The sequence below is a fragment of the Candidatus Thiothrix sulfatifontis genome (genome assembly GCA_022828425.1).
Lineage (GTDB): Bacteria > Pseudomonadota > Gammaproteobacteria > Thiotrichales > Thiotrichaceae > Thiothrix > Thiothrix sulfatifontis.
Genome location: CP094685.1, coordinates 951,113 through 974,940, shown reverse-complemented (window position 1 = coordinate 974,940; position 23,828 = coordinate 951,113). Strand labels below are relative to the sequence as shown.

Sequence of the window (23,828 nt, the reverse complement as noted above, 5' to 3'; positions counted from 1 at the left end):
AGTGACATGAAAGCGAAAGCTCTTCTGATTCTCTGTAGCGGTCTACTGCTGATGCAGACAGCACAAGCCGCCCCTAACCCGGCTAACGGACAAATACTGTTCGTTAATTCACCTTGTGATACGGCGGCGCTCACCACGCCCAACCCCGCTATCACCGACACCGCCAGTTTGGAAAAAGAGGTTCGTCAATGCGACATCAACCGGAACATCAACTGGTATGACGATGAAATCAAGGATGTAGTGGCTTATCTCAACCAAACGTATTACAAATTTCCGTAATACATGGGCAACGCCGACGTTTTCCGTCACAATAGGACGTTATGACGGAAAACTTATCTCACCCTGCCTCCACTGCACCAGAAAACGGGCAAATCATTACCCGTTTCGGCGCTGATTTCTTAGTAGAAACAGCGGACGCGGAACTGTTGCGCTGCACCGCCCGCCGCAAACTTGACCATCTTGCGTGCGGCGACTACGTGCAATGGGAACGCCAAGCCCAAGGCAACGCCGCCGTCACTGCCATGCTCCCGCGCCGCAATGTGCTGGAACGCCCCGATTTTCGCGGCAGATTGCGCCCCATTGCTGCCAATATCGACCTATTGATTGTGGTCGCCAGTTGGCAACCCGCCCCCATTTGGGAAACTCTCGACCGTTACCTGATTGCTGCCAACCGCCTTCCCGCCGACGTGCTCTTGGTTTTCAACAAAGCCGACTTGCGCTCCAGCCTCGCCAGTGCCGAAGCCGAAACCTGTTTGGCAGAATACCAACGCATTGGCATTCCGATTCTGCACGTCTCCGCCAAGCAACAACAGGGCATTCAACCCATCCTTGAGGCCATTCAAGGGCGCACCGCGATTGTGGTCGGGCAATCCGGGGTAGGCAAATCGTCGCTTGCCATGCAATTACTGCCCGAAACCGATATTCGGGTCGGCACGATTTCTGAAACCGGCGAAGGTCGCCACACCACCACCTCGGCAACCCTGTACCGCTTACCGTCCGGTGGCTCGCTGATCGACTCCCCCGGTGTGCGCGACTTTGGTTTAACCGGCATGGACTTTGCCACGCTGGAAACCGGCTTCCCCGAATTCCGCCCGTTTCTGGGTGAATGCCGTTTCCACAACTGCACCCATAACCATGAGCCGAATTGCGCCATTAAAGCCGCCGTCCAAGCCGGGCAACTGCCACCGCGCCGCTTTGCGCGTTACCTGAGTTTATTGGCGAATATTTAACACCTTCCTGCCACCTATCTGCCTTACACACCCATTATCGGCTCGCTTATCCTGATTCATCTGGGATCGGGTTTGCGCGTTACTATAATCGTAGTCAATAAATTAAAAATAAGGCGAACCACACAATCGGTCGATTTTCAAGACGATTCGTTAGGAAAGTGATCATCATCACTTAATGATTCGGAACTTTTCAGTAAAGTCAAGAGCCTGAACAATGAGACTTCCTAGAAAACACCCTAAGCCAATGAGGTAACACCATGAACATCCATCACTTACACCTTGCTGACAAAAACAGCGTTCACGCCGGTATGCAAGAATGCACCCCTTGCGAAACCTCGCCCCGCCCCGAAACATCGCGCTACTGGCCTAAAGTCAGAATGCAGCGCCGCTACCAGAACGGAATGCCCGACGAACGCTTAAGCATTGAAATTGCCAACCCTTGTTCTGACATTATTCTCCGCCACGTCAAGATCGCCTTCCTCTCCACCGGCCCGCAAAATCACTTGAAAAACGGCAACCCTGTTGTCAAATTTGCCCCCACTCACGGTATCGAATTCGGCGACATTGCACACAGCAGCGACACCCACAAACTCAGCAGCGTCACCCGCGACATCATTATGATCGAACACCAAGCCAATGCCGACGGGCGTCAGATCTATGCCGGAATCTGCTTTACCGCTTGCACCAAAACCGGCGAGGTCAAACATTACGGCTATTTGTTGTTCAAAAGCAATGTATTGCCAGCACAAGTCGCTGTCGACCAAGCTGCCTGAGCACAGCATTCATTTGTATCCATGACGGCATTTATGAGACTCTTGACGCACGATTGGTAATGATGATTCTTGTTAATGAGCCGACTGCTTCTCACGTTGATGTGTTGCGCGTTATCCAGCACCCCGCCCGCCCTAGCGGAGTCGCCGGAAAACCCACCGATGCAGCGCCAATTATTTCAGCAAACTTACAGCGACCTGCAAGCCGGAAATCCTGACACGTTTGCCGCACTTCCCGCTGCGATGCGCCAATACCCGCTTTACCCTTGGCTGGAATACACCGATCTTAAGCAGCGCCTCGACACCTTGCCCGATGCCACGGTACTGGATTTTATCCGCCGCAATCCTGATTCGCTGATGGCTGATGCGCTCAATATACAACTCGCCAAACGCCTTGCCGCCAAACAAGACTGGCAAACCCTGCTTGCCACCATCCCCGCCACCTTGGATGACACCGACACCCAATGCTACCGCACCCAAGCACTCGCTGCCGTGGGGCAAAAAGACGCCGCACTGGAACTGGGTAAAAAAACTTGGATGAGCATCAGCAAATCGCTTTCAGACGCTTGCATCCCCGTCACCGACTTATTGCGCCGCCACGTTATGCTTTCCACCAACGATTATTGGGAACGTATTCGAGCCGCACTCGACAAAAATCAAACCACGCTTGCGACTCAACTGGCAGCGGCTTTACCACCTGAAGCGCAAATGGCGGTCAATACCTGGATACAAATCCGCGAAACACCCGCCGAAGCGCTCCCCGTCGCCATGCAGCAACCGGATAACGCTTACCTGCGTGATGCGATTGCTTTCGGGCTGGAACGCCTTGCCAAAAAAGAATCCCAGCAAGCCGAAGCCCTCTGGCAAACCGCTCGCCAAACCCTAAAATTTACCCCCGAAGAAAGCGCTAAAGTCGAAAGCGCCTTGGGAATACAACAAGCCCTGCGCCATGACCCCGCCGCCTTGAAACGCCTTGCCGCCATCCCTGCCGCACAGCGCACCCAAGACGCGAATTTGTGGCTGGCACGCACCGCCGCGCGTCAAGGTGAGTGGAAAACCTTGCTGGATGCCACCCAACACCTGCAATTCGAGCACGAACGTGACGCCGCCGGTTGGCACTATTGGCAAGCCCGCGCCCTCGAACAAACCGGCAAAAAAGCCAAAGCCACCACGCTCTACACCCAAATTGCCCCGCAAGCCACGTTTTACGGGTTTTTGGCTGCCGACCGTTTAGGGCAAACCTACACCAGTCTTAAAACTCCAGCCGTTGACCGCAGCCAGCGCGTCGCCGGATTGCAAAAAGTCGCCGCCATCCAACGCGCTTTCGAGTGGTTTGCCCTGGGCAATCGCGAACAAGGCCGCAAAGAATGGTTTCGCGCCCTCAAACAAATGGATAAAGAAGGTGCTCTTGCTGCCGCTGATCTCGCCATCCGCAGCAATGACCACAACCTCGCCATTTGGACAGTTGCCCGCGCCAAAGAATGGGATGAAACCCACCTGCGCTTTCCCGTGGTACACACCGATCTGGTCATGGCGCAAGCCCGCAACCAAGGCATTCAACCCGCTTGGGTCATGGGGGTCATTCGCCGTGAAAGTGCCTTTGATGCCACGGTCGAATCCAGCGCCAAAGCCCTTGGCCTCATGCAACTGATTCCGCCCACGGCAAAAGCGGTCGGTACCAAACTGGGCTTAAACATCAAGGGGCGCGACGATATACTGCCGCCCGCCACCAATATTCAGCTAGGCAGCGCGTATTTACGTGAAATGCTCGGCAAATTCTCCGGCAATTACGCGCAAGCCACCGCCGCCTACAACGCCGGGCCCGGTCGCCCCCCGCAATGGACACCGCAACAACTGATTAATGCCGACCAATGGATCGAAAGCATCCCCTTCACCGAAACCCGCGAATACGTGCAAGCCGTCATGGGCTACACCACAATTTACGATGAAAAACTGAATCCGGGTAAAGGTCGTCGCCTGTCCGAACGTTTACAACCGATAGCACCCCATGCACCCAAACCAACGCCCAGCCCCTAAGCCCCATCGCCAGCAACGCGGGATCGCCATCCTCTCGGTTTTGGTGATTGCGGTATTGGTCGTCACCTTAGCCGCCGCCGTGTTTGTGCGGCAAAGCCGCGCCGTGCGCCAAACCGACAATTTCCAATCGCTGGAACGCGCTTGGCAATACGTGCTCATGATGGAACAATACGCAGGCTTGCAATTGCAACTGGATGCCAAAGACAATAAATACGACGCCCTCACCGACCGTTGGGCGCAACAATTACCCACCCAAACCCTGAACGAAGACAGCGGCGCTGTCGTCAAATTCACCGGCAAACTGGAAGACCTGCAAGCGCGTTTCAACCTCAATAACCTAATTAATCAAGAAGGTGAACAAAATGGTGCGGCATTTGAGCAACTCAAGACATTTGTGAAGGATGCGGGATTACCCCCCGGTTTCGCCGACGCGATTGCTGATTGGTTGGATAGCAATACCCAGCCACAAGGCTTGGAAGGTGCCGAACGCGATTATTATATGTCGGGGGAAATTGCTTATCTCGCCGCCGATATGCCATTTGCCGATACCAGCGAAGTACGCCTGCTACGGCTGGAGATGCAAGACCCGGACGCAAAAAACAAAGCGCTCAACCGCTTTCTGAGCACTGTCACCGCGCTACCATTTACACATCCCCCCGTTAGTCCAAATAAACAAACCACCATCAACCCCAACACTGCCAGCAAAGCAGTGTTACGCGCCATGCGACTGAGTGATAGCCAAATTGCCAGCATTCTCGACAAACGCAAACTCCAACAAGCCTACAAGAGCAAAGCCGATTTTGTGCAGGAAATGGCCTTCACCCCCGGTAAAGATGATGTACTGCTGAACAGCTTTGACGTGACCTCGCAATATTTTCGCCTGACGGGGGAAGTGCAAATCAGCCGCGCACGGGTTTTCATCAATAGTCTGTTATTGCGTGACGCGAAGGGGAGTGTTCGTGTCATAATGCGCCAATTCGACCGGGTCAACGAACAACCAATGCCAACCACTGACGATGCTAGTAATACGCTTACAAACACCGAATGACACCGAACCCGCTTGGGCAGTGCTGACCAATAAGCCTGCCGACTGGCAACACGGTTCGTGGGAAATGCTCCTGCCTGCGGCACGGGGTCAGGATATTGTGTTGCTGATTCCCAGCCGCGAAGTGCTCTTGACCCAAACCAGCGTCAACACCCGCAACCAGCGCCAATTGCAGCAAGCCGTGCCGTTCGCGCTCGAAGACAGCATTGCGGATGACCTTGATCACCAGCACATCGTCTGGCAAACCCGTGCGGATTCCACCCAAGTAGACGTGGCGATTATCCGCCGCGACCGCCTGCGGGTATGGGTCAATGCCCTGCAAATGCACCAATTGCGTGCGAATAGTATTTTGCCCGACGTGTTTGCGCTGCCGTGGGAAGCGGAAAGCCTGACACTCTGGCAACAAGGCGAGACGATTTGGATCAGAACCGGCGAACTGTCCGGCTACGCCAGCAGCCCCGCCGCCCTGCCATTATTACTGGACAGCCTAACGTCTGGAAAAACCGAAGCGCTACCGTTGCGCCTGTACAGCGACCAAACCGAAACCTGGGCAGCCGATCCACGCTTTGCCCTGCTCACCGAAACCCAAGCCGAGCAACTGTTGCCCAGCAGCCTGCAACCCGCGCTCAAACTCAATTTGCTGAACGGTTTACAAGACGAAAACCGTGCCAACTTCCGTGAACATTGGCAACGTTGGCGCTTAGCCGCGAGTTTAGCCGCCGTTACCGCGCTGCTCGCCGTCGGCATTTACGGGGTGGAAAGCTACCGCTTGCAACAACAACTCGATGCGGTGGATGCGCAAAATGTCGCACTGTTCAGCCAACTCTTTCCCAGCGTCAGTGACGTGGATCCGCGCAGCCTGAAAAATCGCTTAGCCTCGGAACTGGTGCGGATGAAAGGTCAAAACAACGCCAGCGGCACCAGCAGCAGCCCCTTACCGCAGTTAGCCGCCGTCGCTGCTGCCATGCAAACCGCCGGTGGTTTAACGGTAGAAGACATTCGCGCCCAAACCGGCACGCTCACCGTCAACCTGCAAGCGCCCAACCAGCAAGCCATCGAAACCTTACGCGATACCCTCGAAAAAGCGCTGGGCAACCCGGTAGAACTGCAATCGTCGCGCACCGCTGACAGCGTAAAAGCCACCCTAACCCTAGGAGGCAAATCATGAAAGCTTGGTGGCAAAATCTCGCAGCCAATGAACGCCGCTTACTGAGCATTGGCGCAGCGCTGATCGGCTTAACCCTGTTGTGGCTATTTGTGTGGAAACCGCTCAGCGCCCATCACCAATTGCTGCAACAAGACTTGGAAGACGCACAAGCCGCCCACGCTGAAATGCAACGCCAACGCGCCGAAATCTTCGCCCTGCGCGGTGCAGCCTCTAACGCGCCAACCGCCACCAACGGCAGTTTGCACACCAGCGTGATTGCTGCGCTCAAACAATTTCAACTCGACGGCACCGACACCAGCTCCGAAGAAAAAAACAAAAACACCGTCACCCTCAAATTGAAGGCCAAGCCTTTCGACACCTTGGCACAATTCCTCGCCGCGATGGAAACCCAATACGCCGCCAATACCACCAGTATGACCTTGAAACCGGCAGACAAACCCGGCACGGTTGACGCGCAAATAACGCTGGAACGATGAAAACACGCACCCTCATTCTCGCAGGCACGGTCAGTTTCCTGCTAACTTCCTTGACACAATTACCCGCCAAACTGGTATTGGCGCAATTGCCCGCTGACTTGCCGGTGCAATTGCAAGGCATCTACGGCACGCTGTGGGCAGGCGGCGCAAGCAGCTTGAGTGCGCAAGGCGTGCAGATCAACAACCTGCAATGGGAGCTGCAAACCCGTGCCTTGCTGAAGGGTCAACTCGCGGCAGATTTACGCGGCAGCTTGGCACAAGGTGGCGACATCGACGGCTTGTGCAGCATTAACCTCGCGGGTACATTGAATTGCGCCCCGTTGAACCTGAGCAACCTGCCCGCACAAGTGGTTTCGCCCTATTTACAAAACCTGATGATTCCCCCGTTAAGCGGCACGTTTCACGCCAATCTCAACAGCGTGGCGTGGGATCAGCAAACCCTACCGCAACTCAGCGGTCACGGCGAATGGCGCGAAGCCGGGGTGCAAATGCTGCCGCAACGTTACGGCAATTACACCGCGATTATTAGCAGCGGCGAAAATGACGCGCAGCAAATCAGTCTTGCCTCTGCACCAGAAGCAGCCTTCGGTTTGAATGGCACGATTACGTTGGAACCCAGCGGACAGTACCAAACCCAATTAGACATTAAACCGGGCAACAGCATTGAGGAGGGCACCAAGCAATTCCTCACCAGCTTTATCGTGCCACCGCAAGCCGATGGCACTTACCAAATCCGTGAACAAGGGCAGTTGCCCAACTTTTAAGCCCACCAATCGCGCATAAAAAAAGGCGGGAGTGTTAATCCCGCCTCAAATCGACTCGAAGAATAGTCAGTTGAACAATAACTTAGGAATAGGCACGTTCGCCGTGCGATACGGTATCCAAGCCTTCGCGTTCTTCGTCTTGAGAAACCCGCAGACCCATGGTCATTTTGAGCAGGGTGAACAATACAAAGCTCACAACCCCTGACCACACCACCGCAACACCGACACCCCACAATTGGCTGATTACTTGTGCGCTACTGTATTCAGCAACAGCACCTGCCGCGTAGTCGTACACACCAGAACCGCCCAACGCCGGGTTAACCAGAATGCCCGTACCGATGGCACCAATAATACCGCCGATACCGTGAACCCCGAATACGTCAAGTGAATCGTCGTAACCCAGCATGTGTTTCAAGCCGGTCACACCCCACAAACACGCGGCACCTGTCACCAGACCCAGCACGATAGCACCCATCGGGCCTGCAAAACCTGCTGCTGGTGTTACGGCAACCAAGCCAGACACCGCACCGGATACCGCACCCAGTAAAGATGGCTTACCGCGCAATACCCATTCTGCAAACATCCAAGACAGCGCCGCCGCCGCCGTTGCCACGATGGTGTTTAACATCGCCAATACCGCCGTACCCGTCGCTTCCAAGTTAGAACCCGCGTTGAAACCGAACCAGCCAACCCACAGCAATGAACCGCCGATCATGGTCATGACCAAGTTGTGCGGTGGCATCGGGTCACGCCCGTAACCAACCCGTTTGCCGACCACGATTGCGCCTACCAATGCTGCCATTGCCGCGTTGATGTGTACGACCGTACCACCCGCGAAGTCCAAAGCACCTTTAGCAAACAAGAAACCGGCCGGAGCGTCATACGCGGAAGGGCCGCCCCAGAACCACACCATGTGCGCCATTGGCAGGTAAGAGAAGGTAAACCACAATACCGAGAACACCAGCAGCGCAGAGAATTTAATCCGTTCTGCAAAACCGCCCACGATCAACGCAACCGTGATCGCCGCGAAGGTCAATTGGAATACCATGAACATCATTTCATGAATCACCACGCCCTTGCTGAAAGTCTCGACTGTTACCGCCGTATCCACACCTTTGAGGAACATTTTGCTCAAGCCACCGACGAAGCTGTTCAAGCTGCCGCCATCGGTAAACGCCATGCTGTAGCCGTACACGACCCACAAAATGGAAATCACGCAGAAAATGGCGAACACTTGCGCCAATACCGACAACATGTTTTTTGCCCGCACCAAACCGCCGTAAAACAGCGCCAAGCCCGGAATAATCATTAAAATAACCAGCAAGGTGGATACCATCATCCACGCGGTATCCCCTTTATCCGGCACGGGAACCGCTGCCACTTCATCAGCCATTGCCACACCGGAAAATCCGAGTAACGCCGCCAACATCATCAAACCTAAACGCATATTCATGGAATTCCCCCTTCCTTACAGAGCTTCTTCGCCGTTTTCGCCCGTGCGAATGCGGATAACTTGTTCTACTGAAGTGACAAAAATCTTACCATCGCCGATTTTGCCGGTATTCGCAGACTGCGTAATCGCCTCAATCACCTGATCCACTTGTGAATCGGCTACTGCGGCTTCGAGCTTGATTTTAGGCAGAAAATCCACCACGTACTCTGCGCCACGGTACAACTCAGTGTGACCTTTCTGACGCCCAAAGCCTTTCACTTCCGTCACTGTGATGCCTTTAATGCCAATGTTCCCCAATGCATCACGCACATCATCGAGTTTGAATGGCTTAATAATGGCTGTAACCATTTTCATAGAACTAACTCCTTGCTAGTAAGGGATGCCAACTAAATTGCTTAACACAGGGAAATGTTGCAATTGACGTGCCAATCCCTCAAAAGCGGCATAACCACTATTTAGCGGCTTTATCCCTGTTTCGGAGCGTTCCTTCGCACCATAACAGTGCGTCAGCACGCTTTAATGCACTAAGCTTACGGCATACCCACACGCTTACCGAATTTGCTACAATCTGAATCACTTACTTAAGCGGAAGGAAAACGTATGCAAAACTTTGGCAATCTTGACGATTTAGCGAAAAAATTATCAGCACTCCTGCCCGAACCCGTGCGCCACATGCAGGAAGACGTGGAAAAGAACATGCGCGGCCTGCTCGAAGGCGGCCTGCAAAAGATGAATCTGGTCACGCGAGAAGAATTTGAGATTCAATCAGCGGTATTGCTGCGCACCCGCGAGAAGCTGGAAGTGCTGGAAAAGCGGCTCGCTGAGCTCGAAACCCAGCAAACCCAATAGCGCCTAACCGTACAGTTTCCGGTACAAACCATCCTGTTCCAGCAATTCATGATGACTGCCCTGTTCGCTAATGCCGCCATCATCAAACACAAAAATGTGATCCGCTTGGCGCACCGCACTCAAACGGTGTGCCACAATCAGCGTGGTGCGCCCTTGCAGGAAATCGCTCATCGCGGCGTGGAGTTTTTGCTCCGTGGCCGTATCCAGCGCGGAAGTCGCTTCATCCAAAATCACCACGCTGGGGTTGGATAAAATCATCCGCGCAATCGCCAACCGCTGGCGTTGCCCACCGGACAAACGGATGCCTTGCCGCCCCACAATCGTTTCTAAGCCTTGCGCCTGTTCGCGAATGGTGTCATCCAGTTGCGCAATGCGTAAGGCTTCCCACAATTGATCATCCGACGCTTGCCGCCCCAAGGTCAGATTGGCGCGTACCGTGTCATTGAAAAGCGCAGGTTGTTGCAACACCGTGGCAACGTGTTCGCGCACCACATCCAAACCAATCTCGGTCACGGGTACACCGTCGAAATACAATTGCCCCTGCTGCGGCTGATACAAGCCTAACAACACTTGCACGAACGTCGATTTACCGCCACCGCTGGCACCCACCAGCGCGATTTTTTGCCCCGCTCGAATGGTCAGATTCACATCACGCAATACCGGCGGCTTGTCACCGTAAGCAAAGGTGATGTGTTCCGCCCGCACGCTGACCGTGGTTTTGCCTGCAAACGGGTTGTGCGTATGCGGGTAAGCCGGTTCGGGCTGCATTTCCAGCAAGGTATTAATGCGCTGCAACGCGGCTTTTGCGCCGTACCAGCCGTATTGAATCGCCAACACTTCCTGCACCGGCCCCATCATGAACCACAAATAGCTGAACACCGCGAACATTTCGCCAATACTGAGATCGGAAAACACCACCATTAACATGCTGACCGCACGAAACAGATCAAAACCCGCGATGAATACCGTGAAGGATAAACGGCTGGCGGCATCGCTGCGCCATGCAAATTGCCCCGCGTGTTGTTTCACCTGTTGCGCATGTTCAGCAACACGCCCAAAAAAGCTGCTGGCGCGGTTGCTGGCACGGATTTGCTGGATGGTATCGAGGGTTTCGGTCAAGGCTTGCTGGAATAACTCGAATGCGCTGTTTTCCTGTTTTTTCAAATCTTTAACGTAAGAACCCAGCTTGGTGGTCAGCAAGATGACCAGCGGGTTCAGCAGCAAAATGAACAACGCCAATTGCCAATGCAACCACAACAACACCATCGTTACCCCAATCAGGGTGAGAACCGCAACAATCGACTTGCTGATACTGATGCCGAGGAAATTGTCGATGGTTTCCACATCCACCACCAGCCGCGAGCTGACCGTGCCACTGCCGAGGGTTTCGTATTCGGTCATTTCCACCGTTTGAATGTGCGCTAACAAGCGGCGGCGGATACTGTAAGTGAGTTCCTTGCTGATCAAGGTAAATTCACGGTTTTGCCAAACGCCTGCTGCCAGTGCCGTTAAACGCATCAGTACGGTTAACACACTGATGAAACTAATGTAGAGCACTGCGCCGTGCCATTCGGTGGGAAATAAGCCATTCATCCACGCGACTAGCCAGCCGGGTTTGCCGAGCAATACTTCGTCAACCAATAACGGAATCAACAGCGGAATGGGTACGCTGATCAGTACCGCGAAAATCGCCACGAGGTTAGCAATCACCAGTTCTTTGCGGTGAGTAAGCATCCGCTGAAACAGTTCTTGCCAAGAATAGGTGTGTGAGGTGCTAGGTATTTTCATGGGCGCATACTACCCGCAATTGCAGGCATTGCAAAAAAGAAAGGCGCTTTGTAGCGCCTTTCGGTTTTGTGGAGTCGGTTTTGTGGAGTCTAGCCGCGCGTAATCACTGAGCGTTAGCGACCATGTAATCCACGGCTGCTTTGATTTCAGCGTCAGAAAGCACTAGGTTGCCGCCTTTGGCAGGCATTGCGCCCTTGCCCTTAATAGCGCTGCCGTACAGTGCTTCAGCACCCGTGGCTATGCGCGGTGCCCACGCCGCTTTATCACCAAATTTGGGCGAACCGGCAACGCCCACGTCATGGCAAGAAAAACAAATGCCTTTGTAAACCTTCTCACCATCAATAGCCGCAGCAGGCGCCGCCGCAACTTGAATCGGCGCAACCGGAGCCGCCGCTTGCACAGGTGCTGCCGCCGCAACCGGAGCCGCCGGAGCCGCCGGAGCCGCCGGAGCCGCCGGAGCCGCCGGAGCCGCCGGAGCCGCCGGAGCCGCCGGAGCTGCCGCTTGCACAGGTACCGCTGCCGGAGCCGCCGCCGCAACTTGAACCGCCGGAGCTGCCGCTTGCACAGGTACCGCTGCCGGAGCCGCCGCCGCAACTTGAACCGCAGGAGCCGCTGCGTCTGCCGCTTGCGCAACCGCAGGTGCTGCACCCGCTGCTGGCTTAGCTTGCGCAGATAAATCATGCCCTGCTTTACCAGTAATGTAGATAATGGCGTTGGTCAGCTCTTCATCGGTAATGGTCGGATCACCGCCACGGGCTGGCATGGAATTAATGCCGTTGACGGCATTTTTCATCAAACCGTCTAAACCTTTTTCTACGCGCGGTGCCCATGCTGCGGTGTCATCAATTTTAGGCGCACCCAGTGTGCCAGCGGTGTGACAAGACGTACAAACTGCTGTGTAAACCGCTTCGCCAGAACGCGCTACCTTGACGATAGACTTATCAACCGCGTTCACTTTACCAATGGGTGTCAAATTGGCATCTGCCGCTGCGACTTGTGCGGTAGTGTCAATTTCACCTTTAGTGGAATTTTTACCGATAGTAATGAACAAGTTGGAAACCAACACCGCCGTCGCTGTGCCGATCAAAAGAAGACCACCAATCAGCATTGGTTTAGCCATAGGGTCTTTAGGTATAGAGTGAGCCACGTGTATCCTCCTGTAGACTGAGCGCTAATCGCCCAACAATCTGTAAATCTTAAAAGCCGAAAGCATCAATGAATCGTAAACCGACGAATTATATTCAAAATTCCTAATATTCGCTATGTGTCGACGACGAAAACTTGACTTGAATCATACTAAAAAATGCAGTTTTACGCACCAACGCGATGATAGACGTGACGACGCTCCTTGGGTATGATGCACACTCTGCAATGCACCCGTAGCTCAGGGGATAGAGTATCGGCCTCCGAAGCCGAGGGTCGCTGGTTCGATTCCAGCCGGGTGCGCCAATACTTTCAAATAAAACCGCAATTTCAGACAACGCAATTCGGCACTTGCCGCTCTGCTTTCGACAAACGCTGCTGATCCACCTGAAAAATAGCTTCGTCAGCGCTGCCGCTTTGCAGATTAGCCAGCACTTCCAGCGCCCAAGTTGGCAATTCAGCGTGTAAGCAGTAATAAACCCACAACCCCGCTTTGCGATCCTGCAACACACTGGCTTCGCGCAAAATCGCCAAATGCCGGGAAATCTTCGGTTGCGCCAACTCCAGCGCTTGCGTGAGTTCGCACACGCACAGCTCACGACCACTGGCTAACAATAGCAGCAGACGTAAACGGGTTTGATCGGCAAGGGCTTTGGTAAACGTTTCCAATAACATACGGTCGGGCAAATCCTAAAAATTAATGTTGAGTATAACGCGAATACAAGCGCTTACGCAGGCACCTGTCAACATGAAGTTTTTGTAACAGGGGTTTTGTTATATTCGCACTGACGTATATAATCGTAGCTATTGTGCAATAAACGAGAGAATTACAATGGCAACGATTGGCATCAATGGCTTCGGGCGCATGGGGCGCCTAGGTCTTCGCGCCGCATGGGGCAACCCAGCGTTTACCTTCACGCAAGTCAATGAAATTGCAGGCAATGCCGCCACTTCCGCGCACTTGCTGAAATTCGACTCCATCCACGGCATTTGGTCGCCGGAATGCAGTGCTGATGATGACAATATGCTGATTGCCGGGCAAACCATTGCCTACACCTCCAACAAAGCCATTGAAGACACCGACTGGTCAGGCTGCGACATCGTGTTGGAATGCAGCGGCAAATTCCGCAAAATCGAGCAATTGCAGGCGTATTTTGATCAAGGCGTGAAAAAAGTCATTGTTGCCGCCCCCGTCGAAGGCGCGTTGAACATCGTTTATGGCGTGAATGACGACTGGTACAAACCCGAAGAACACCATTTGATTACCGCCGCTTCTTGCACCACTAACTGCTTAGCACCCGTGGTCAAAGTCATGCACGAAAAAGTCGGCATCAAGCACGGCTGCATGACCACGTTACACAATATCACCAACACCCAAACCATTATCGACAAGGGGCATAAGGATTTGCGCCGCGCACGCGCGTGTGGCGAATCCATGATCCCCACCACCACAGGTTCTGCCAAAGCCATCACCAAAATCTTCCCCGAACTCGCGGGGAAATTGAACGGTCACGCCGTGCGCATCCCGTTGCTGAATGCCTCCCTCACCGATTTCGTGTTTGAAGCCTCACGCGAAGTGACCGCCGAAGAGCTGAACGGTTATTTCAAGGAAGCCTCAGAAACCTACCTGAAGGATATTTTGGGTTACGAAGAGCGCCCGCTGGTATCAGTCGATTACAAGCACGACCCGCGTTCGTCCATCATTGACGCGCCCTCTACCATGGTCATCGACGGCACACAGGTGAAAATCTATGCTTGGTATGACAATGAATGGGGCTACATGAACCGCATGATGGAACTGGCGGCAAAAGTGGTCGCAAGCCTGCCATGACAACCGACCTGCGCAATTACCTCACCGTCACCTTCGGCTACTGGGCATTTACCCTTACCGATGGCGCAATCCGTATGCTGGTGGTGCTGTATTTCCACCAGCTCGGTTATTCGCCGTTTCAGGTGGCGATGCTGTTTTTGTTCTACGAATTTTTCGGCATTGTGACCAATTTGGTCGGCGGTTGGCTGGCGGCACGGCTGGGGCTGAATGTCACCATGCACATGGGGATGGTGTTGCAAATCGTAGCGTTGGGGATGCTGGTTCCCACGCATTTGCTCTCGGTGCCGTATGTGATGGCGGCACAAGCCCTTTCAGGTATTGCCAAAGACTTAAACAAAATGTCGGCGAAAGCCAGTGTCAAAACCCTCGTGCCGAAGGATGCGAATACGCGCTTATTCAAATGGGTCGCGATTCTGACCGGCTCGAAAAATGCGTTGAAAGGCGTGGGTTTTTTCCTCGGTGCGGTATTGTTGCAAGTCGTCGGTTTCCAAGATGCAATGCTGATCCTCGCGGGTAGTTTGTTTGCCGTGACCTTGATGACGCTGTTGCTGTTACCTGATGAGATTGGTAAATCCAAATCCAAACCAAAGTTTTCGCAAGTATTCTCCAATAATGCGGCGATTAACTGGTTGTCAGCGGCGCGGTTTTTCCTGTTCGGGGCGCGGGATGTGTGGTTTGTGGTCGCTGTGCCGGTGTTTATGTCGGGCGTGTTGGGCTGGAGTTTTACCCAAGTCGGTACTTTCATGGCGGCGTGGGTCATTGGTTACGGCGTGGTGCAAGCCAGTGCGCCCGCCTTATTGCGCTTGAAAGCGCATTCGCTGGGTGCAGGTGCGGCGCAATTCTGGGCATTGGTATTGCTGGTGATTCCGGCAGGCATTGCCGTCGCACTCGCGCAAGGCTGGGATGCCGGAACGGTGTTAGTCACCGGCTTGCTGATTTTCGGCGTGGTATTTGCCATCAATTCAGCACTGCATTCGTACCTGATTCTGGCGTATGCCGATCACGACAAAGTGGCTCTGAAAGTCGGATTTTACTACATGGCAAATGCCGGAGGACGCTTAGCAGGCACGGTATTATCCGGCTGGGGCTATCAGCAATACGGGCTGGAAGGCTGTTTGTGGTTTTCCGCCGCGTTTGTATTCGCCGCATTATTGCTCTCGTTGCCGCTGACACGGCTACGTCACGCCTGAAATTCGCTCAAACCTTGCGCGGCGTTAAGCCGTGTTTGGTGAGGAAACGGTCTAACTGATTCGCAAACGCCTGCCGATCACTCAAGTTCAAAGTCGCAGGCCCGCCGGTCATCACCCCGCTGTTGCGCATTTCTTCCATCGCATTGCGTACCCGTAAACGTTCGCGAATATTCTCCGGGGTGTAAAATTGCCCGCGTGGATTCAGCGCGTGTCCTTGTTTTTCAATCACCTCTGCCGCCAGCGGAATATCAGCGGTAATCACCAAATCGCCCGCTTCCATATCTTGCACAATGCGGTTGTCTGCCACATCAAAGCCCGCCTGCACTTGAATGGTTTTGATGTAGAGCGACGGCGGAATCCGCAGGGGTTGATTTGCCACCAGCGTGGTGCGAATTTGCAAGCGTTCCGCCGCACGGAACAGGATTTCCTTGATCACATTGGGGCAGGCATCGGCATCGACCCAGATTTGCATGGTGGTTTCCTCACTAACAGTAGTGTCTATAGTATTGACACCAGTATAACCAACGTCAATACTATCAGTGGAATTTGCCCCATTTAAGCAGGTGTCACCGTGTCAACCAGTATCAAAACAGCCATTTCCATTCAGCAAGATTTGTTTGATGCCATCAACCAACTGGCGCAAGAACTGCACATTTCCCGCAGCAAACTGTTCATGCTGGCCGTAGAAGACTTCATTGCTAAAAACAAAAATCGCCAATTACTGGCACAAATCAACGCCGCTTACGACGATGCCGCACCGGATGCAGAAGAAACACACCTACAAACCGCCATGAAACAAAAACAAGCCCGCCGTCTTGAGACAGAGGCATGGTAATCAAGCAAGGCGAGATTTATTGGGTGGATTTAGGCGAACCCACAGGTTCAGAACCGGGCTACCGCCATCCGCATTTAGTGCTGCAAAATGACGTGTTCAATGCCAGCCTGATTAGTACGGTAGTAGTTTGCAGCCTCACCTCCAACATCAAGCGGGCGCAATCCCCCGGCAACGTCCTCCTGAAAAAAGGTGAAGCAAACCTTTCCAAAGCCAGTGTGGTAAACATCTCCCAAATCTACACCGTCAACAAGGACGAACTGACCGAAAAAATCGGTAACGTGTCAGCAGAACGGATACAGGAAATCATTGCAGGCGTGCAACTATTGATCGAACGACGGATATTATGAATACAGACTCCCCCATACTCGCCCCCCTAAACCCGCAGCAACAACTCGCCGTTGCTGCGCCGCCCAAATCCGTCCTCGTCCTCGCAGGCGCAGGCAGCGGTAAAACCCGCGTGCTAGTGCATCGCATTGCATGGCTGATCGAAGTCGAAAACGTCTCGCCATTAAGCATCCTCGCCGTGACCTTCACCAACAAAGCGGCAGCAGAAATGCGCGGACGCATCCAAGACCTGCTGCAACTGCCCAGCGGCGGTATGTGGGTTGGCACCTTCCACGGCATTTCGCACCGCTTGTTACGCCTGCATTGGCAACAAGCCAAATTGCCGCAAACCTTCCAAATTCTCGATTCCGAAGACCAGATTCGCATGGTCAAGCGCATCCTCAAATCCTTGGAACTCGACGAAACCCGCTTCCCGCCGCGTCAAGTTGCTGGTTTCATCAATGCGCGTAAGGACGAAGGTTCGCGCCCGCACCACATTGAAGACAAAGGCGATTTCAACCAACGGCAAATGGTGCAAATTTACAGCGTGTACGAACAAACCTGCCAACGCAACGGCGTGGTCGATTTCGCCGAACTGCTGCTGCGCTCGCTGGAATTGCTGCGCGATAACCCCGACCTGCAACAGCATTACCGCAACCGTTTCCGCCACATTTTGGTGGACGAATTCCAAGACACCAACGCGCTGCAATACGCATGGTTGCGCCTGTTGGCGGGGGATAAGAATCCGGTGTTTGCGGTGGGCGATGACGACCAGTCGATTTACGGCTGGCGCGGCGCGAAGATCGAAAACATCCGCAATTTCACCAAACATTTCCCCGATTGCGAAACGGTGCGGCTGGAACAAAACTACCGTTCCACCGCCAATATCCTCAAAGCCGCCAATGCCTTGATTGATAATAACAAAGGGCGTTTGGGCAAAAACTTGTGGACGGATGGCAAAGACGGCGAACGCCTGCACCTCTACGCCGCCTTCAACGAAATCGACGAAGCGCGTTTTGTTGCCGGACGCATTCAAAAATGGGTAGATCAGGGCGGAATGCGCCGCGACGTTGCCATTTTGTACCGTTCCAACGCGCAATCGCGGGTGTTTGAAAGCACGTTTAACGAAAACCGCATTCCCTACCGCGTCTATGGCGGCTTACGCTTCTTTGAACGCGCCGAAATCAAGGACGCGCTGGCGTATTTGCGCCTCACCGTCAACCACCAAGACGATGCCTCGTTTGAACGCATCGTCAATCACCCACCACGCGGCATTGGCGAACGTACCGTTGACATCTTGCGCAGCCACGCCCGCGCCACCAACCTGTCCTTGTGGGAAGCCGCCGCGCAAGCCGCTGACATTGGCGATTTCACCCCGCGAGCCAGCAATGGCGTGCTCGGTTTCGTGCAACTGATCAAACGCATGGCAAGCGACATTCACAGCTTGCCCTTGCGCGAACAAGTCGAAATCGTCATCGAGCTTGCCGGACTCAAACCGCATTTCCTCGCCAAAGAAAAAGGCGAAGCGGGGCAAGGGCGCGTCGACAACCTCAACGAATTAGTCACCGCCGCACAGGGTTACACCTACGTGCAATCCGAAGAAACCCCGGACATGAGCGAACTTTCCGCCTTCCTCTCGCACGCGGCGTTGGAAGCGGGCGAAGGTCAGGGCGAAGCCGGTGAAGATTGCGTGCAAATGATGACGCTGCACTCTGCCAAGGGTTTGGAATTCCCACTGGTGTTTTTGTGCGGCTTGGAAGAAGGCTTGTTCCCGCATCAAATGTCCGCCGATGACCCGGCACGGTTGGAAGAAGAACGCCGCCTGTGCTACGTCGGCATTACCCGTGCGGAAAAAGAACTGGTGATGAGTTACGCCGAACAGCGCATGTTGCACGGGCGCACCCAATTCAACCCGCCATCACGTTTCTTGCGCGAATTACCGCCGGAATTGGTGGAAGAAGTGCGCCCGAAAGTGAAAACCTACTCCACCGGCTTTGGCGGCAATAACCAATTCCGCGCCCCTGCCAATGCCCCCAAACTGGTGACGCGCACCACCAACCTCAATGAAACCGGCTATCGCGTCGGGCAGCGGGTGCATCATGCCAAATTTGGCGATGGCGTGATCACCGATTCCGAAGGGGCGGGCGCACATTCGCGGGTACAGGTGAATTTCAAAGCGGTGGGCGTTAAATGGCTGGTGTTGGGTTACGCCAATTTGGAAAAAATCTAAGCCATCAACAAGGCATTCAACGCGGCGGCGGCTAACACCCCGCCGCCGCGTGTGCCGTCCACCACAATGCATTCCACGCCCAACTCCTGATGCTGTTTCCATAACAGTTTCTTGGCTTCGGTGGCATTCACAAAGCCGCGCGGGGAAGCAATGATCAGCGCGGGCGGGCGCACACCCTCCTGAAGCAATTCCACCAAATGCAGCAATGCCGTCGCCGATTGCCCGATCAGCACAATTCCACCCGACATATACGGTTTCCAACAATCCACCGCCGTCATCGCACGGGTTTGCTTAGCGCTTTTCGCTTGCGAAATCACCGACGCTCGCCCCATAAACCCCAACGGCTCTTGATACAATAACGATTCTTTCAACGCGTGCTTAACCAGTTCGGTGTCATACAACAAGTTATGACGCTGCTTAATGGCTTTTTTGGCAACGTTCAGGGCATTGTCACTAAAACGAATGTGTTTCGCGAGTTCAGGGTCGCCATACGCCAACACCATCTGGACAACCACTTGCTGTTGCTCTGGCGTGAATGCACTCATATCAACCTGTTCACGTAAACGCGCGTAATTCTGTTCAAGAATACGCTCTGGGTCGCGCAAGTAATCGATCATCGCGCCAACGCTGCCAGCAAACTGCTATCCGGTATCAATTCATTGATGGCATCATACCCCACGGTAACTTCTGTCGCCCCCATCGCATAGGGCGCGATTTCATAAGGGTTAAAGTTGAACACCAACCCATCGCCCGACACGCCCACATTGGTGTTGACCTTAAACGCATTATTGGCAAACCAAAAACCGGCTTCTTCCAAACTGTCATTAGCACCTAACCCGCGTTCGTTGCGGAAAGCTTGCTCACCTGCCACATTCAAACGTTCCTCATAGCCCGCCACCAGCAAATCTTTCAGCGTCAATTGCTGCCCGGTGTTCACATCAAATACCGCGTAACGCTGTCCGCTAAAAGGATGCGCCCCGCCGGTATAACCCGACTCACGAATATTCAGGGTAGCCAAGTGTTCAGAGGCAAAACTCACCTCCACCTCGCGCACCATTTCCCACAAACCGGCGGCTTCCGGCACATTGTTGTAATCCGCCACAAACATGCTGGCAAGTTCATCCGGGGTCGCCGGTGGCTTGCCATCAGCATCGCTGTATTCCAGCAATTGTGCTTGAATGTATTGATTAATCGCTGCCGCAGCCGCAGGCGTGCCCGCCGCCACAATCTTGGGGTAAACCAAGCGTAAGTTCGCACAACGGATATTCTCAGGCGTGGTACCCGCCACGCCCGGGCATTGTGGCCCGCCTGCCCGCTCAAACGTCACCGTTTCCAGCGATAGTGGCCCGCTGATACCACCACTGCCGAAGTTCGGCAGTTCCAATTTACAACCTGTCATCAATAACAGACTTGCTGCTAATAGCATTGATTTCTTTAACATTTTGCATCCTTACCATAACCAACGGCGCACGCGTGCTTTGTAATCACGATACGCGTCACCAAAGGTTTGTTCCAGAATTTTTTCCTCAGGGATAATTTGCATCGCCGTCAAGACCCACACGAACACCGGCAACAGCAAAAACGGGCTAACACTGCCCAGCCAAATCCCCCAACCGCTTAAAATCACCAACATCCCCACGTACATTGGGTTACGGGTGTAACGGTACGGGCCAGTCGTCACCAACGCATGGGTACGTTCGGGGTGAATCGGATTAAACGTGGTGTGCGCGCGAAAAAACAAACCCAACGACCAAAAGTCCACCAACACCGCCACTGCAATCAACAGCAACCCTGCCCGATTCCACGGTTCGGCAATCACATGCAGCAGCGGCAACCACGCATTGATGCCCCACATCAAACCCGCAAACGTCAATAAATAAACCGGCGGGGGAATTTTCAATTGCAGGAAATTCATGGTGCTAACCTCGCAATGTCCCAGCCCTCGGCTTGACGCCGGTATTCAAAGCGATCATGCAAACGGCTGGGGCGACCTTGCCAAAATTCGATGGTATCCGGCACGATGCGGTAGCCGCCCCAAAAATCCGGCAGCGGAATATCACCTGCGCTGAATTTGCGCTTCATTTCATCCAGCTTGATTTCTAGCAACGTGCGTGAAGTAATCACCGAACTTTGCGCCGAAACCCATGCACCCAACTGACTCCCACGCGGGCGCGTCACAAAATAACGCAGGGATTCTAAGGTGGGAATTTTTTCAGCGCGTCCGGTAATTTCCACCTGACGCTCCAACTCTTTCCAGAACAGCAATAAGGCCACCTGCGGGTTTTCGGTAATTTGTTGGGCTTTCTGACTGTGGTAATTGGTGAAAAACACAAAGCCGTTGGCGTCGAAGGATTTCAGCAACACCGTGCGCAGCGTGGGTTTGCCGGTCGCGGATGCCGTCGCAATCTGCATGGCAGTGGGTTCCAGCACTTCACCGTCTATCGCCTGCTGCAACCACAAACTGAACTGTTGGTAGGGATCGGGATCCAATATGTCGCGACTTAAGCCTGCTTTGGTGTATTCATGGCGCAATGATGAAATATCCATGCTGCTCTCACTCCTGATAATTATTGCGTGGCTGACGCGGATTCTACCTGAATTGTTAGCGAACATAAAAAAGCCAGACCCTAAAATAATGGGTCTGGCCAAAAAGACACAAAGGAAGGGCTAAGACCTTTGCGTCAAAGTGGAGTCCGCGTTGGACTCCAGGGGCTAACAAATAGAATTTATAGTATAATATTATTGTAATGAGTAATATTGCGAGATAAATTTTGCATCTTGCTCCGAAACAGTGCGTGAAACGTTCAATAATGCCGCTGAAACGCTTTCCAATGGGCTATTAGGAGCCGGGCGGTACAGCATCGCAGCGCTAAAGGGATTAACCGAGGCGGCTGGTACGGGCATTCCATAAGCACTGTAGGCACGTTCTTCCCACATGCTGTATAGGTTATTATTTTTGACGGTCGTGCAGCCGGGCAATACAACCAAGGCCAATAACGTCCACAACACATTCACTGTTTTTATTTTCATCGCGTTGTTTGCAAGGTTTAGGTTTGTGATGGACTCATCATGCCCAAAATCGGTGCTGCTTCATAGCATTTGCTGATATTCGGATTAAAATATTAGATAAACCGTAAAGACTAGCCGCTAATACCCTGTTTTTGTTGATCAATAGCCCATTGAACATGCTCCCTCACCAAAGCACTCTCTGACACCTCATGCGTATGCTGCAACAACTTCAGCGCACGCTGGCTCGGTGGCGCATTCCCCAACGCAACCGCAATATTGCGCAGCCAGCGTTCGTAACCAATCCGGCGAATCGGCGAACCTTCCAGCTTGCGCATAAATTCGCTTTCACTCCATTGGAACAACTCGCTTAAGCGCGCACTATCCAGCCCATTGCGCACTGCGAAATCCGCTTCAGGCGAGGTTTGCGCAAAGCGATTCCAAGGGCAAATGAGCTGGCAATCGTCACAGCCATAAATACGATTACCCATGAGCGGACGCAACTCAACCGGAATACTGCCTTGGTATTCAATCGTGAGGTAGGAAATGCAGCGCCGCGCATCCAATACATACGGCGCGAGAATGGCTTGCGTGGGGCAGACGTCGATACACGCGGTGCATTGCCCGCAATGTTCCGACACGCTGCCCGTTTCCTCCAAGGACAAATCGGTGTAAATCTCACCGAGGAAGAACCACGAACCTGACTCACGGCTGAGGATATTGGTGTGCTTACCCATCCATCCTAATCCTGCTTTCACCGCAATGGGTTTCTCCAATACCGGAGCACTGTCGGTGAACACGCGGTAGCCAAATGCACCGATTTCGGTTTGCAACTGTTGCGCAAACTTTTCCAGACGCTGCCGAATCGCCTTGTGGTAATCACGCCCCAACGCATAGCGGGAAATGTAAGCGCGTTCGGGGTGATTTAACACCATCACCGCATCCGCGCTATCCGGCGGCAAATAATCCATGCGCACACTGATCACGCTCAATGTGCCGGAAACCAATTCGGCGGGGCGACTGCGTTTCGTGCCGTGGTGCGCCATCCACGCCATGTCGCCGTGATAGCCTTTTGCCAACCAATCCAGCAGACGCTGTTCGGCAAGCGACAGGTCGATATTGCTCACACCAACGGCATTAAAACCGAGTGCCTGCCCAATGGCTTGAATACGCGCAATCTCCATTTAGCCGCACGTCACTCCCGTGCCACCCAAGCCGCAATAGCCGCGTGGGTTTTTCTCTAAATAGCGCTGGTGGTATTCCTCAGCGGGGTAAAACGTTGGTGCAGCCAGAATTTCCGTGGTGATTTTACCCAATCCCGCCGCCGTTAATGCTACCTGATAACGCGCCCGACTCGCTTCTGCCGCCGCTTGTTGCTCAGGCGAATAGGTGTAAATGCCGGAACGGTATTGTTCGCCAACGTCGTTGCCTTGGCGCATTCCTTGAGTCGGGTTGTGTGCTTCCCAAAACACTGTCAGCAAAGCGTCGTAACTGATCTGGTCTGGGTCGAATTCCACCCACACCACTTCATTATGCCCCGTAGTACCACTGCATACTTGACGATAAGTGGGATTTTCGGTGCGCCCCCCCGCGTAACCGACAGCGGTGCGGATGACGCCCGGTGTTTGCCAAAACTTGCGTTCTGCGCCCCAAAAGCACCCCAAACCAAACATTGCCTGCTGCATAACAC

At 53.7% G+C, this 23,828-nt stretch carries 27 protein-coding genes and 1 tRNA gene; 15 read left to right on the top strand and 13 right to left on the bottom strand.

The window, feature by feature from the left end; all coding sequences use genetic code 11:
- Positions 1 to 6: 6 nt before the first annotated feature.
- The 8 genes from L3K52_04955 to L3K52_04920 all read left to right on the top strand — a co-directional run bounded on the left by L3K52_04955 (position 7) and on the right by L3K52_04920 (position 7,489).
- Positions 7 to 279, top strand: a complete 273-nt coding sequence (locus L3K52_04955; protein ID UOG93082.1) for a hypothetical protein — start codon at positions 7 to 9, stop codon at positions 277 to 279.
- A 41-nt stretch (positions 280 to 320) separates the two neighbouring features.
- Positions 321 to 1,229, top strand: a complete 909-nt coding sequence (gene rsgA, locus L3K52_04950) for a ribosome small subunit-dependent GTPase A (protein UOG93081.1) — start codon at positions 321 to 323, stop codon at positions 1,227 to 1,229.
- A 257-nt stretch (positions 1,230 to 1,486) separates the two neighbouring features.
- Entirely contained in the window at positions 1,487 to 2,002 is a 516-nt protein-coding gene (locus tag L3K52_04945; GenBank protein ID UOG93080.1) for a hypothetical protein, read from the top strand.
- A gap of 75 nt (positions 2,003 to 2,077) precedes the next feature.
- The gene (locus L3K52_04940) at positions 2,078 to 4,036 is read left to right on the top strand and encodes a transglycosylase SLT domain-containing protein (protein ID UOG93079.1); all 1,959 of its coding nucleotides are present in this window, start codon (positions 2,078 to 2,080) and stop codon (positions 4,034 to 4,036) included.
- Positions 4,008 to 5,084 (top strand): type II secretion system minor pseudopilin GspK, encoded by a 1,077-nt coding sequence (gspK, locus tag L3K52_04935; protein ID UOG93078.1) that lies wholly within the window; start codon positions 4,008 to 4,010, stop codon positions 5,082 to 5,084. The genes L3K52_04940 and gspK overlap by 29 nt, the downstream gene beginning before the upstream one ends.
- The gene (gene gspL, locus L3K52_04930) at positions 5,053 to 6,249 is read left to right on the top strand and encodes a type II secretion system protein GspL (GenBank protein ID UOG93077.1); all 1,197 of its coding nucleotides are present in this window, start codon (positions 5,053 to 5,055) and stop codon (positions 6,247 to 6,249) included. Before gspK ends, gspL begins: the two co-directional genes overlap by 32 nt.
- Positions 6,246 to 6,725, top strand: coding sequence for a type II secretion system protein M (locus tag L3K52_04925; GenBank protein ID UOG93076.1), 480 nt, complete (start codon positions 6,246 to 6,248; stop codon positions 6,723 to 6,725). Before gspL ends, L3K52_04925 begins: the two co-directional genes overlap by 4 nt.
- Entirely contained in the window at positions 6,722 to 7,489 is a 768-nt protein-coding gene (locus tag L3K52_04920) for a type II secretion system protein N (protein UOG93075.1), read from the top strand. Before L3K52_04925 ends, L3K52_04920 begins: the two co-directional genes overlap by 4 nt.
- A gap of 82 nt (positions 7,490 to 7,571) precedes the next feature.
- Here the strand turns inward: L3K52_04920 and L3K52_04915 are convergent, their stop codons facing one another.
- Together L3K52_04915 and glnK are read right to left on the bottom strand one after the other, a co-directional pair.
- Entirely contained in the window at positions 7,572 to 8,936 is a 1,365-nt protein-coding gene (locus tag L3K52_04915) for an ammonium transporter (GenBank protein UOG93968.1), read from the bottom strand.
- Positions 8,937 to 8,957: 21 nt separating this feature from the next.
- Positions 8,958 to 9,296, bottom strand: a complete 339-nt coding sequence (glnK, locus tag L3K52_04910) for a P-II family nitrogen regulator (protein UOG93074.1) — start codon at positions 9,294 to 9,296, stop codon at positions 8,958 to 8,960.
- A gap of 246 nt (positions 9,297 to 9,542) precedes the next feature.
- Here glnK and L3K52_04905 point away from each other — a divergent pair, with 246 nt between their 5' ends.
- A complete protein-coding gene (locus L3K52_04905; GenBank protein ID UOG93073.1) occupies positions 9,543 to 9,791 on the top strand; it encodes an accessory factor UbiK family protein in 249 nt (82 codons plus the stop codon).
- 3 nt (positions 9,792 to 9,794) lie between these two features.
- On the opposite strand, the gene L3K52_04900 is transcribed toward L3K52_04905, so the two are convergent.
- Positions 9,795 to 11,579, bottom strand: a complete 1,785-nt coding sequence (locus L3K52_04900) for an ABC transporter ATP-binding protein/permease (protein UOG93072.1) — start codon at positions 11,577 to 11,579, stop codon at positions 9,795 to 9,797.
- Positions 11,580 to 11,682: 103 nt separating this feature from the next.
- Positions 11,683 to 12,726, bottom strand: coding sequence for a c-type cytochrome (locus tag L3K52_04895; GenBank protein ID UOG93071.1), 1,044 nt, complete (start codon positions 12,724 to 12,726; stop codon positions 11,683 to 11,685).
- A 226-nt stretch (positions 12,727 to 12,952) separates the two neighbouring features.
- Between L3K52_04895 and L3K52_04890 the strand changes: the two genes are divergently transcribed.
- A tRNA-Arg gene (locus tag L3K52_04890) sits at positions 12,953 to 13,028 on the top strand.
- 24 nt (positions 13,029 to 13,052) lie between these two features.
- Here L3K52_04890 and L3K52_04885 read toward each other — a convergent pair.
- A complete protein-coding gene (locus L3K52_04885) occupies positions 13,053 to 13,397 on the bottom strand; it encodes a metalloregulator ArsR/SmtB family transcription factor (GenBank protein UOG93070.1) in 345 nt (114 codons plus the stop codon).
- A 157-nt stretch (positions 13,398 to 13,554) separates the two neighbouring features.
- On the opposite strand from L3K52_04885, the gene L3K52_04880 reads away from it, so the two are divergent.
- Both L3K52_04880 and arsJ read left to right on the top strand, forming a co-directional pair.
- Positions 13,555 to 14,553: an ArsJ-associated glyceraldehyde-3-phosphate dehydrogenase gene (locus L3K52_04880; protein UOG93069.1), complete on the top strand. Its 999-nt coding sequence runs from the start codon at positions 13,555 to 13,557 to the stop codon at positions 14,551 to 14,553.
- Entirely contained in the window at positions 14,550 to 15,743 is a 1,194-nt protein-coding gene (arsJ, locus tag L3K52_04875; GenBank protein ID UOG93967.1) for an organoarsenical effux MFS transporter ArsJ, read from the top strand. The genes L3K52_04880 and arsJ overlap by 4 nt, the downstream gene beginning before the upstream one ends.
- A 7-nt stretch (positions 15,744 to 15,750) precedes the next feature.
- On the opposite strand, the gene L3K52_04870 is transcribed toward arsJ, so the two are convergent.
- Positions 15,751 to 16,215, bottom strand: a complete 465-nt coding sequence (locus L3K52_04870; protein ID UOG93068.1) for a YaiI/YqxD family protein — start codon at positions 16,213 to 16,215, stop codon at positions 15,751 to 15,753.
- A gap of 99 nt (positions 16,216 to 16,314) precedes the next feature.
- Here L3K52_04870 and L3K52_04865 point away from each other — a divergent pair, with 99 nt between their 5' ends.
- The 3 genes from L3K52_04865 to uvrD are packed head-to-tail and all read left to right on the top strand — an operon-like array spanning position 16,315 to position 19,132.
- Positions 16,315 to 16,578 carry a hypothetical protein gene (locus L3K52_04865; protein UOG93067.1) on the top strand — a complete coding sequence of 88 codons (264 nt, stop codon included), beginning with the start codon at positions 16,315 to 16,317 and terminating at the stop codon, positions 16,576 to 16,578.
- Positions 16,572 to 16,925: a type II toxin-antitoxin system PemK/MazF family toxin gene (locus tag L3K52_04860; protein UOG93066.1), complete on the top strand. Its 354-nt coding sequence runs from the start codon at positions 16,572 to 16,574 to the stop codon at positions 16,923 to 16,925. The genes L3K52_04865 and L3K52_04860 overlap by 7 nt, the downstream gene beginning before the upstream one ends.
- Positions 16,922 to 19,132: a DNA helicase II gene (gene uvrD / locus L3K52_04855; protein ID UOG93065.1), complete on the top strand. Its 2,211-nt coding sequence runs from the start codon at positions 16,922 to 16,924 to the stop codon at positions 19,130 to 19,132. The genes L3K52_04860 and uvrD overlap by 4 nt, the downstream gene beginning before the upstream one ends.
- On the opposite strand, the gene L3K52_04850 is transcribed toward uvrD, so the two are convergent.
- The 7 genes from L3K52_04850 to msrA all read right to left on the bottom strand — a co-directional run bounded on the left by L3K52_04850 (position 19,129) and on the right by msrA (position 23,823).
- Positions 19,129 to 19,749 (bottom strand): precorrin-8X methylmutase, encoded by a 621-nt coding sequence (locus L3K52_04850; protein UOG93064.1) that lies wholly within the window; start codon positions 19,747 to 19,749, stop codon positions 19,129 to 19,131. The genes uvrD and L3K52_04850 overlap by 4 nt on opposite strands.
- Complete coding sequence (locus L3K52_04845) at positions 19,746 to 20,573, bottom strand: DUF3298 and DUF4163 domain-containing protein (protein UOG93063.1); 828 nt, start codon at positions 20,571 to 20,573, stop codon at positions 19,746 to 19,748. Before L3K52_04845 ends, L3K52_04850 begins: the two co-directional genes overlap by 4 nt.
- Before the next feature lie 9 nt (positions 20,574 to 20,582).
- Positions 20,583 to 21,047 carry an isoprenylcysteine carboxylmethyltransferase family protein gene (locus L3K52_04840; protein ID UOG93062.1) on the bottom strand — a complete coding sequence of 155 codons (465 nt, stop codon included), beginning with the start codon at positions 21,045 to 21,047 and terminating at the stop codon, positions 20,583 to 20,585.
- Positions 21,044 to 21,679, bottom strand: coding sequence for a pyridoxamine 5'-phosphate oxidase (gene pdxH, locus L3K52_04835; GenBank protein ID UOG93061.1), 636 nt, complete (start codon positions 21,677 to 21,679; stop codon positions 21,044 to 21,046). The genes L3K52_04840 and pdxH overlap by 4 nt, the downstream gene beginning before the upstream one ends.
- A gap of 192 nt (positions 21,680 to 21,871) precedes the next feature.
- Positions 21,872 to 22,162 carry a hypothetical protein gene (locus L3K52_04830; protein UOG93060.1) on the bottom strand — a complete coding sequence of 97 codons (291 nt, stop codon included), beginning with the start codon at positions 22,160 to 22,162 and terminating at the stop codon, positions 21,872 to 21,874.
- A gap of 110 nt (positions 22,163 to 22,272) precedes the next feature.
- Complete coding sequence (queG, locus tag L3K52_04825) at positions 22,273 to 23,322, bottom strand: tRNA epoxyqueuosine(34) reductase QueG (protein UOG93059.1); 1,050 nt, start codon at positions 23,320 to 23,322, stop codon at positions 22,273 to 22,275.
- Positions 23,323 to 23,823, bottom strand: a complete 501-nt coding sequence (gene msrA, locus L3K52_04820) for a peptide-methionine (S)-S-oxide reductase MsrA (GenBank protein UOG93058.1) — start codon at positions 23,821 to 23,823, stop codon at positions 23,323 to 23,325.
- Between the last annotated feature and the right edge of the window lie 5 nt (positions 23,824 to 23,828).

Excerpts from the sequence above, each read along its gene's own strand:
- L3K52_04955 (UOG93082.1), top strand. The coding sequence starts at position 7 with ATGAAAGCGAAAGCTCTTCTGATTCTCTGTAGCGGTCTACTGCTGATG.
- rsgA (UOG93081.1), top strand. The coding sequence starts at position 321 with ATGACGGAAAACTTATCTCACCCTGCCTCCACTGCACCAGAAAACGGG.
- L3K52_04945 (UOG93080.1), top strand. The coding sequence starts at position 1,487 with ATGAACATCCATCACTTACACCTTGCTGACAAAAACAGCGTTCACGCC.
- L3K52_04940 (UOG93079.1), top strand. The coding sequence starts at position 2,078 with ATGAGCCGACTGCTTCTCACGTTGATGTGTTGCGCGTTATCCAGCACC.
- gspK (UOG93078.1), top strand. The coding sequence starts at position 4,008 with ATGCACCCAAACCAACGCCCAGCCCCTAAGCCCCATCGCCAGCAACGC.
- gspL (UOG93077.1), top strand. The coding sequence starts at position 5,053 with ATGCTAGTAATACGCTTACAAACACCGAATGACACCGAACCCGCTTGG.
- L3K52_04925 (UOG93076.1), top strand. The coding sequence starts at position 6,246 with ATGAAAGCTTGGTGGCAAAATCTCGCAGCCAATGAACGCCGCTTACTG.
- L3K52_04920 (UOG93075.1), top strand. The coding sequence starts at position 6,722 with ATGAAAACACGCACCCTCATTCTCGCAGGCACGGTCAGTTTCCTGCTA.
- L3K52_04915 (UOG93968.1), bottom strand. The coding sequence starts at position 8,936 with ATGCGTTTAGGTTTGATGATGTTGGCGGCGTTACTCGGATTTTCCGGT.
- glnK (UOG93074.1), bottom strand. The coding sequence starts at position 9,296 with ATGAAAATGGTTACAGCCATTATTAAGCCATTCAAACTCGATGATGTG.
- L3K52_04905 (UOG93073.1), top strand. The coding sequence starts at position 9,543 with ATGCAAAACTTTGGCAATCTTGACGATTTAGCGAAAAAATTATCAGCA.
- L3K52_04900 (UOG93072.1), bottom strand. The coding sequence starts at position 11,579 with ATGAAAATACCTAGCACCTCACACACCTATTCTTGGCAAGAACTGTTT.
- L3K52_04885 (UOG93070.1), bottom strand. The coding sequence starts at position 13,397 with ATGTTATTGGAAACGTTTACCAAAGCCCTTGCCGATCAAACCCGTTTA.
- L3K52_04880 (UOG93069.1), top strand. The coding sequence starts at position 13,555 with ATGGCAACGATTGGCATCAATGGCTTCGGGCGCATGGGGCGCCTAGGT.
- arsJ (UOG93967.1), top strand. The coding sequence starts at position 14,550 with ATGACAACCGACCTGCGCAATTACCTCACCGTCACCTTCGGCTACTGG.
- L3K52_04870 (UOG93068.1), bottom strand. The coding sequence starts at position 16,215 with ATGCAAATCTGGGTCGATGCCGATGCCTGCCCCAATGTGATCAAGGAA.
- L3K52_04860 (UOG93066.1), top strand. The coding sequence starts at position 16,572 with ATGGTAATCAAGCAAGGCGAGATTTATTGGGTGGATTTAGGCGAACCC.
- uvrD (UOG93065.1), top strand. The coding sequence starts at position 16,922 with ATGAATACAGACTCCCCCATACTCGCCCCCCTAAACCCGCAGCAACAA.
- L3K52_04850 (UOG93064.1), bottom strand. The coding sequence starts at position 19,749 with ATGATCGATTACTTGCGCGACCCAGAGCGTATTCTTGAACAGAATTAC.
- L3K52_04845 (UOG93063.1), bottom strand. The coding sequence starts at position 20,573 with ATGTTAAAGAAATCAATGCTATTAGCAGCAAGTCTGTTATTGATGACA.
- L3K52_04840 (UOG93062.1), bottom strand. The coding sequence starts at position 21,047 with ATGAATTTCCTGCAATTGAAAATTCCCCCGCCGGTTTATTTATTGACG.
- pdxH (UOG93061.1), bottom strand. The coding sequence starts at position 21,679 with ATGGATATTTCATCATTGCGCCATGAATACACCAAAGCAGGCTTAAGT.
- L3K52_04830 (UOG93060.1), bottom strand. The coding sequence starts at position 22,162 with ATGAAAATAAAAACAGTGAATGTGTTGTGGACGTTATTGGCCTTGGTT.
- queG (UOG93059.1), bottom strand. The coding sequence starts at position 23,322 with ATGGAGATTGCGCGTATTCAAGCCATTGGGCAGGCACTCGGTTTTAAT.
- msrA (UOG93058.1), bottom strand. The coding sequence starts at position 23,823 with ATGCAGCAGGCAATGTTTGGTTTGGGGTGCTTTTGGGGCGCAGAACGC.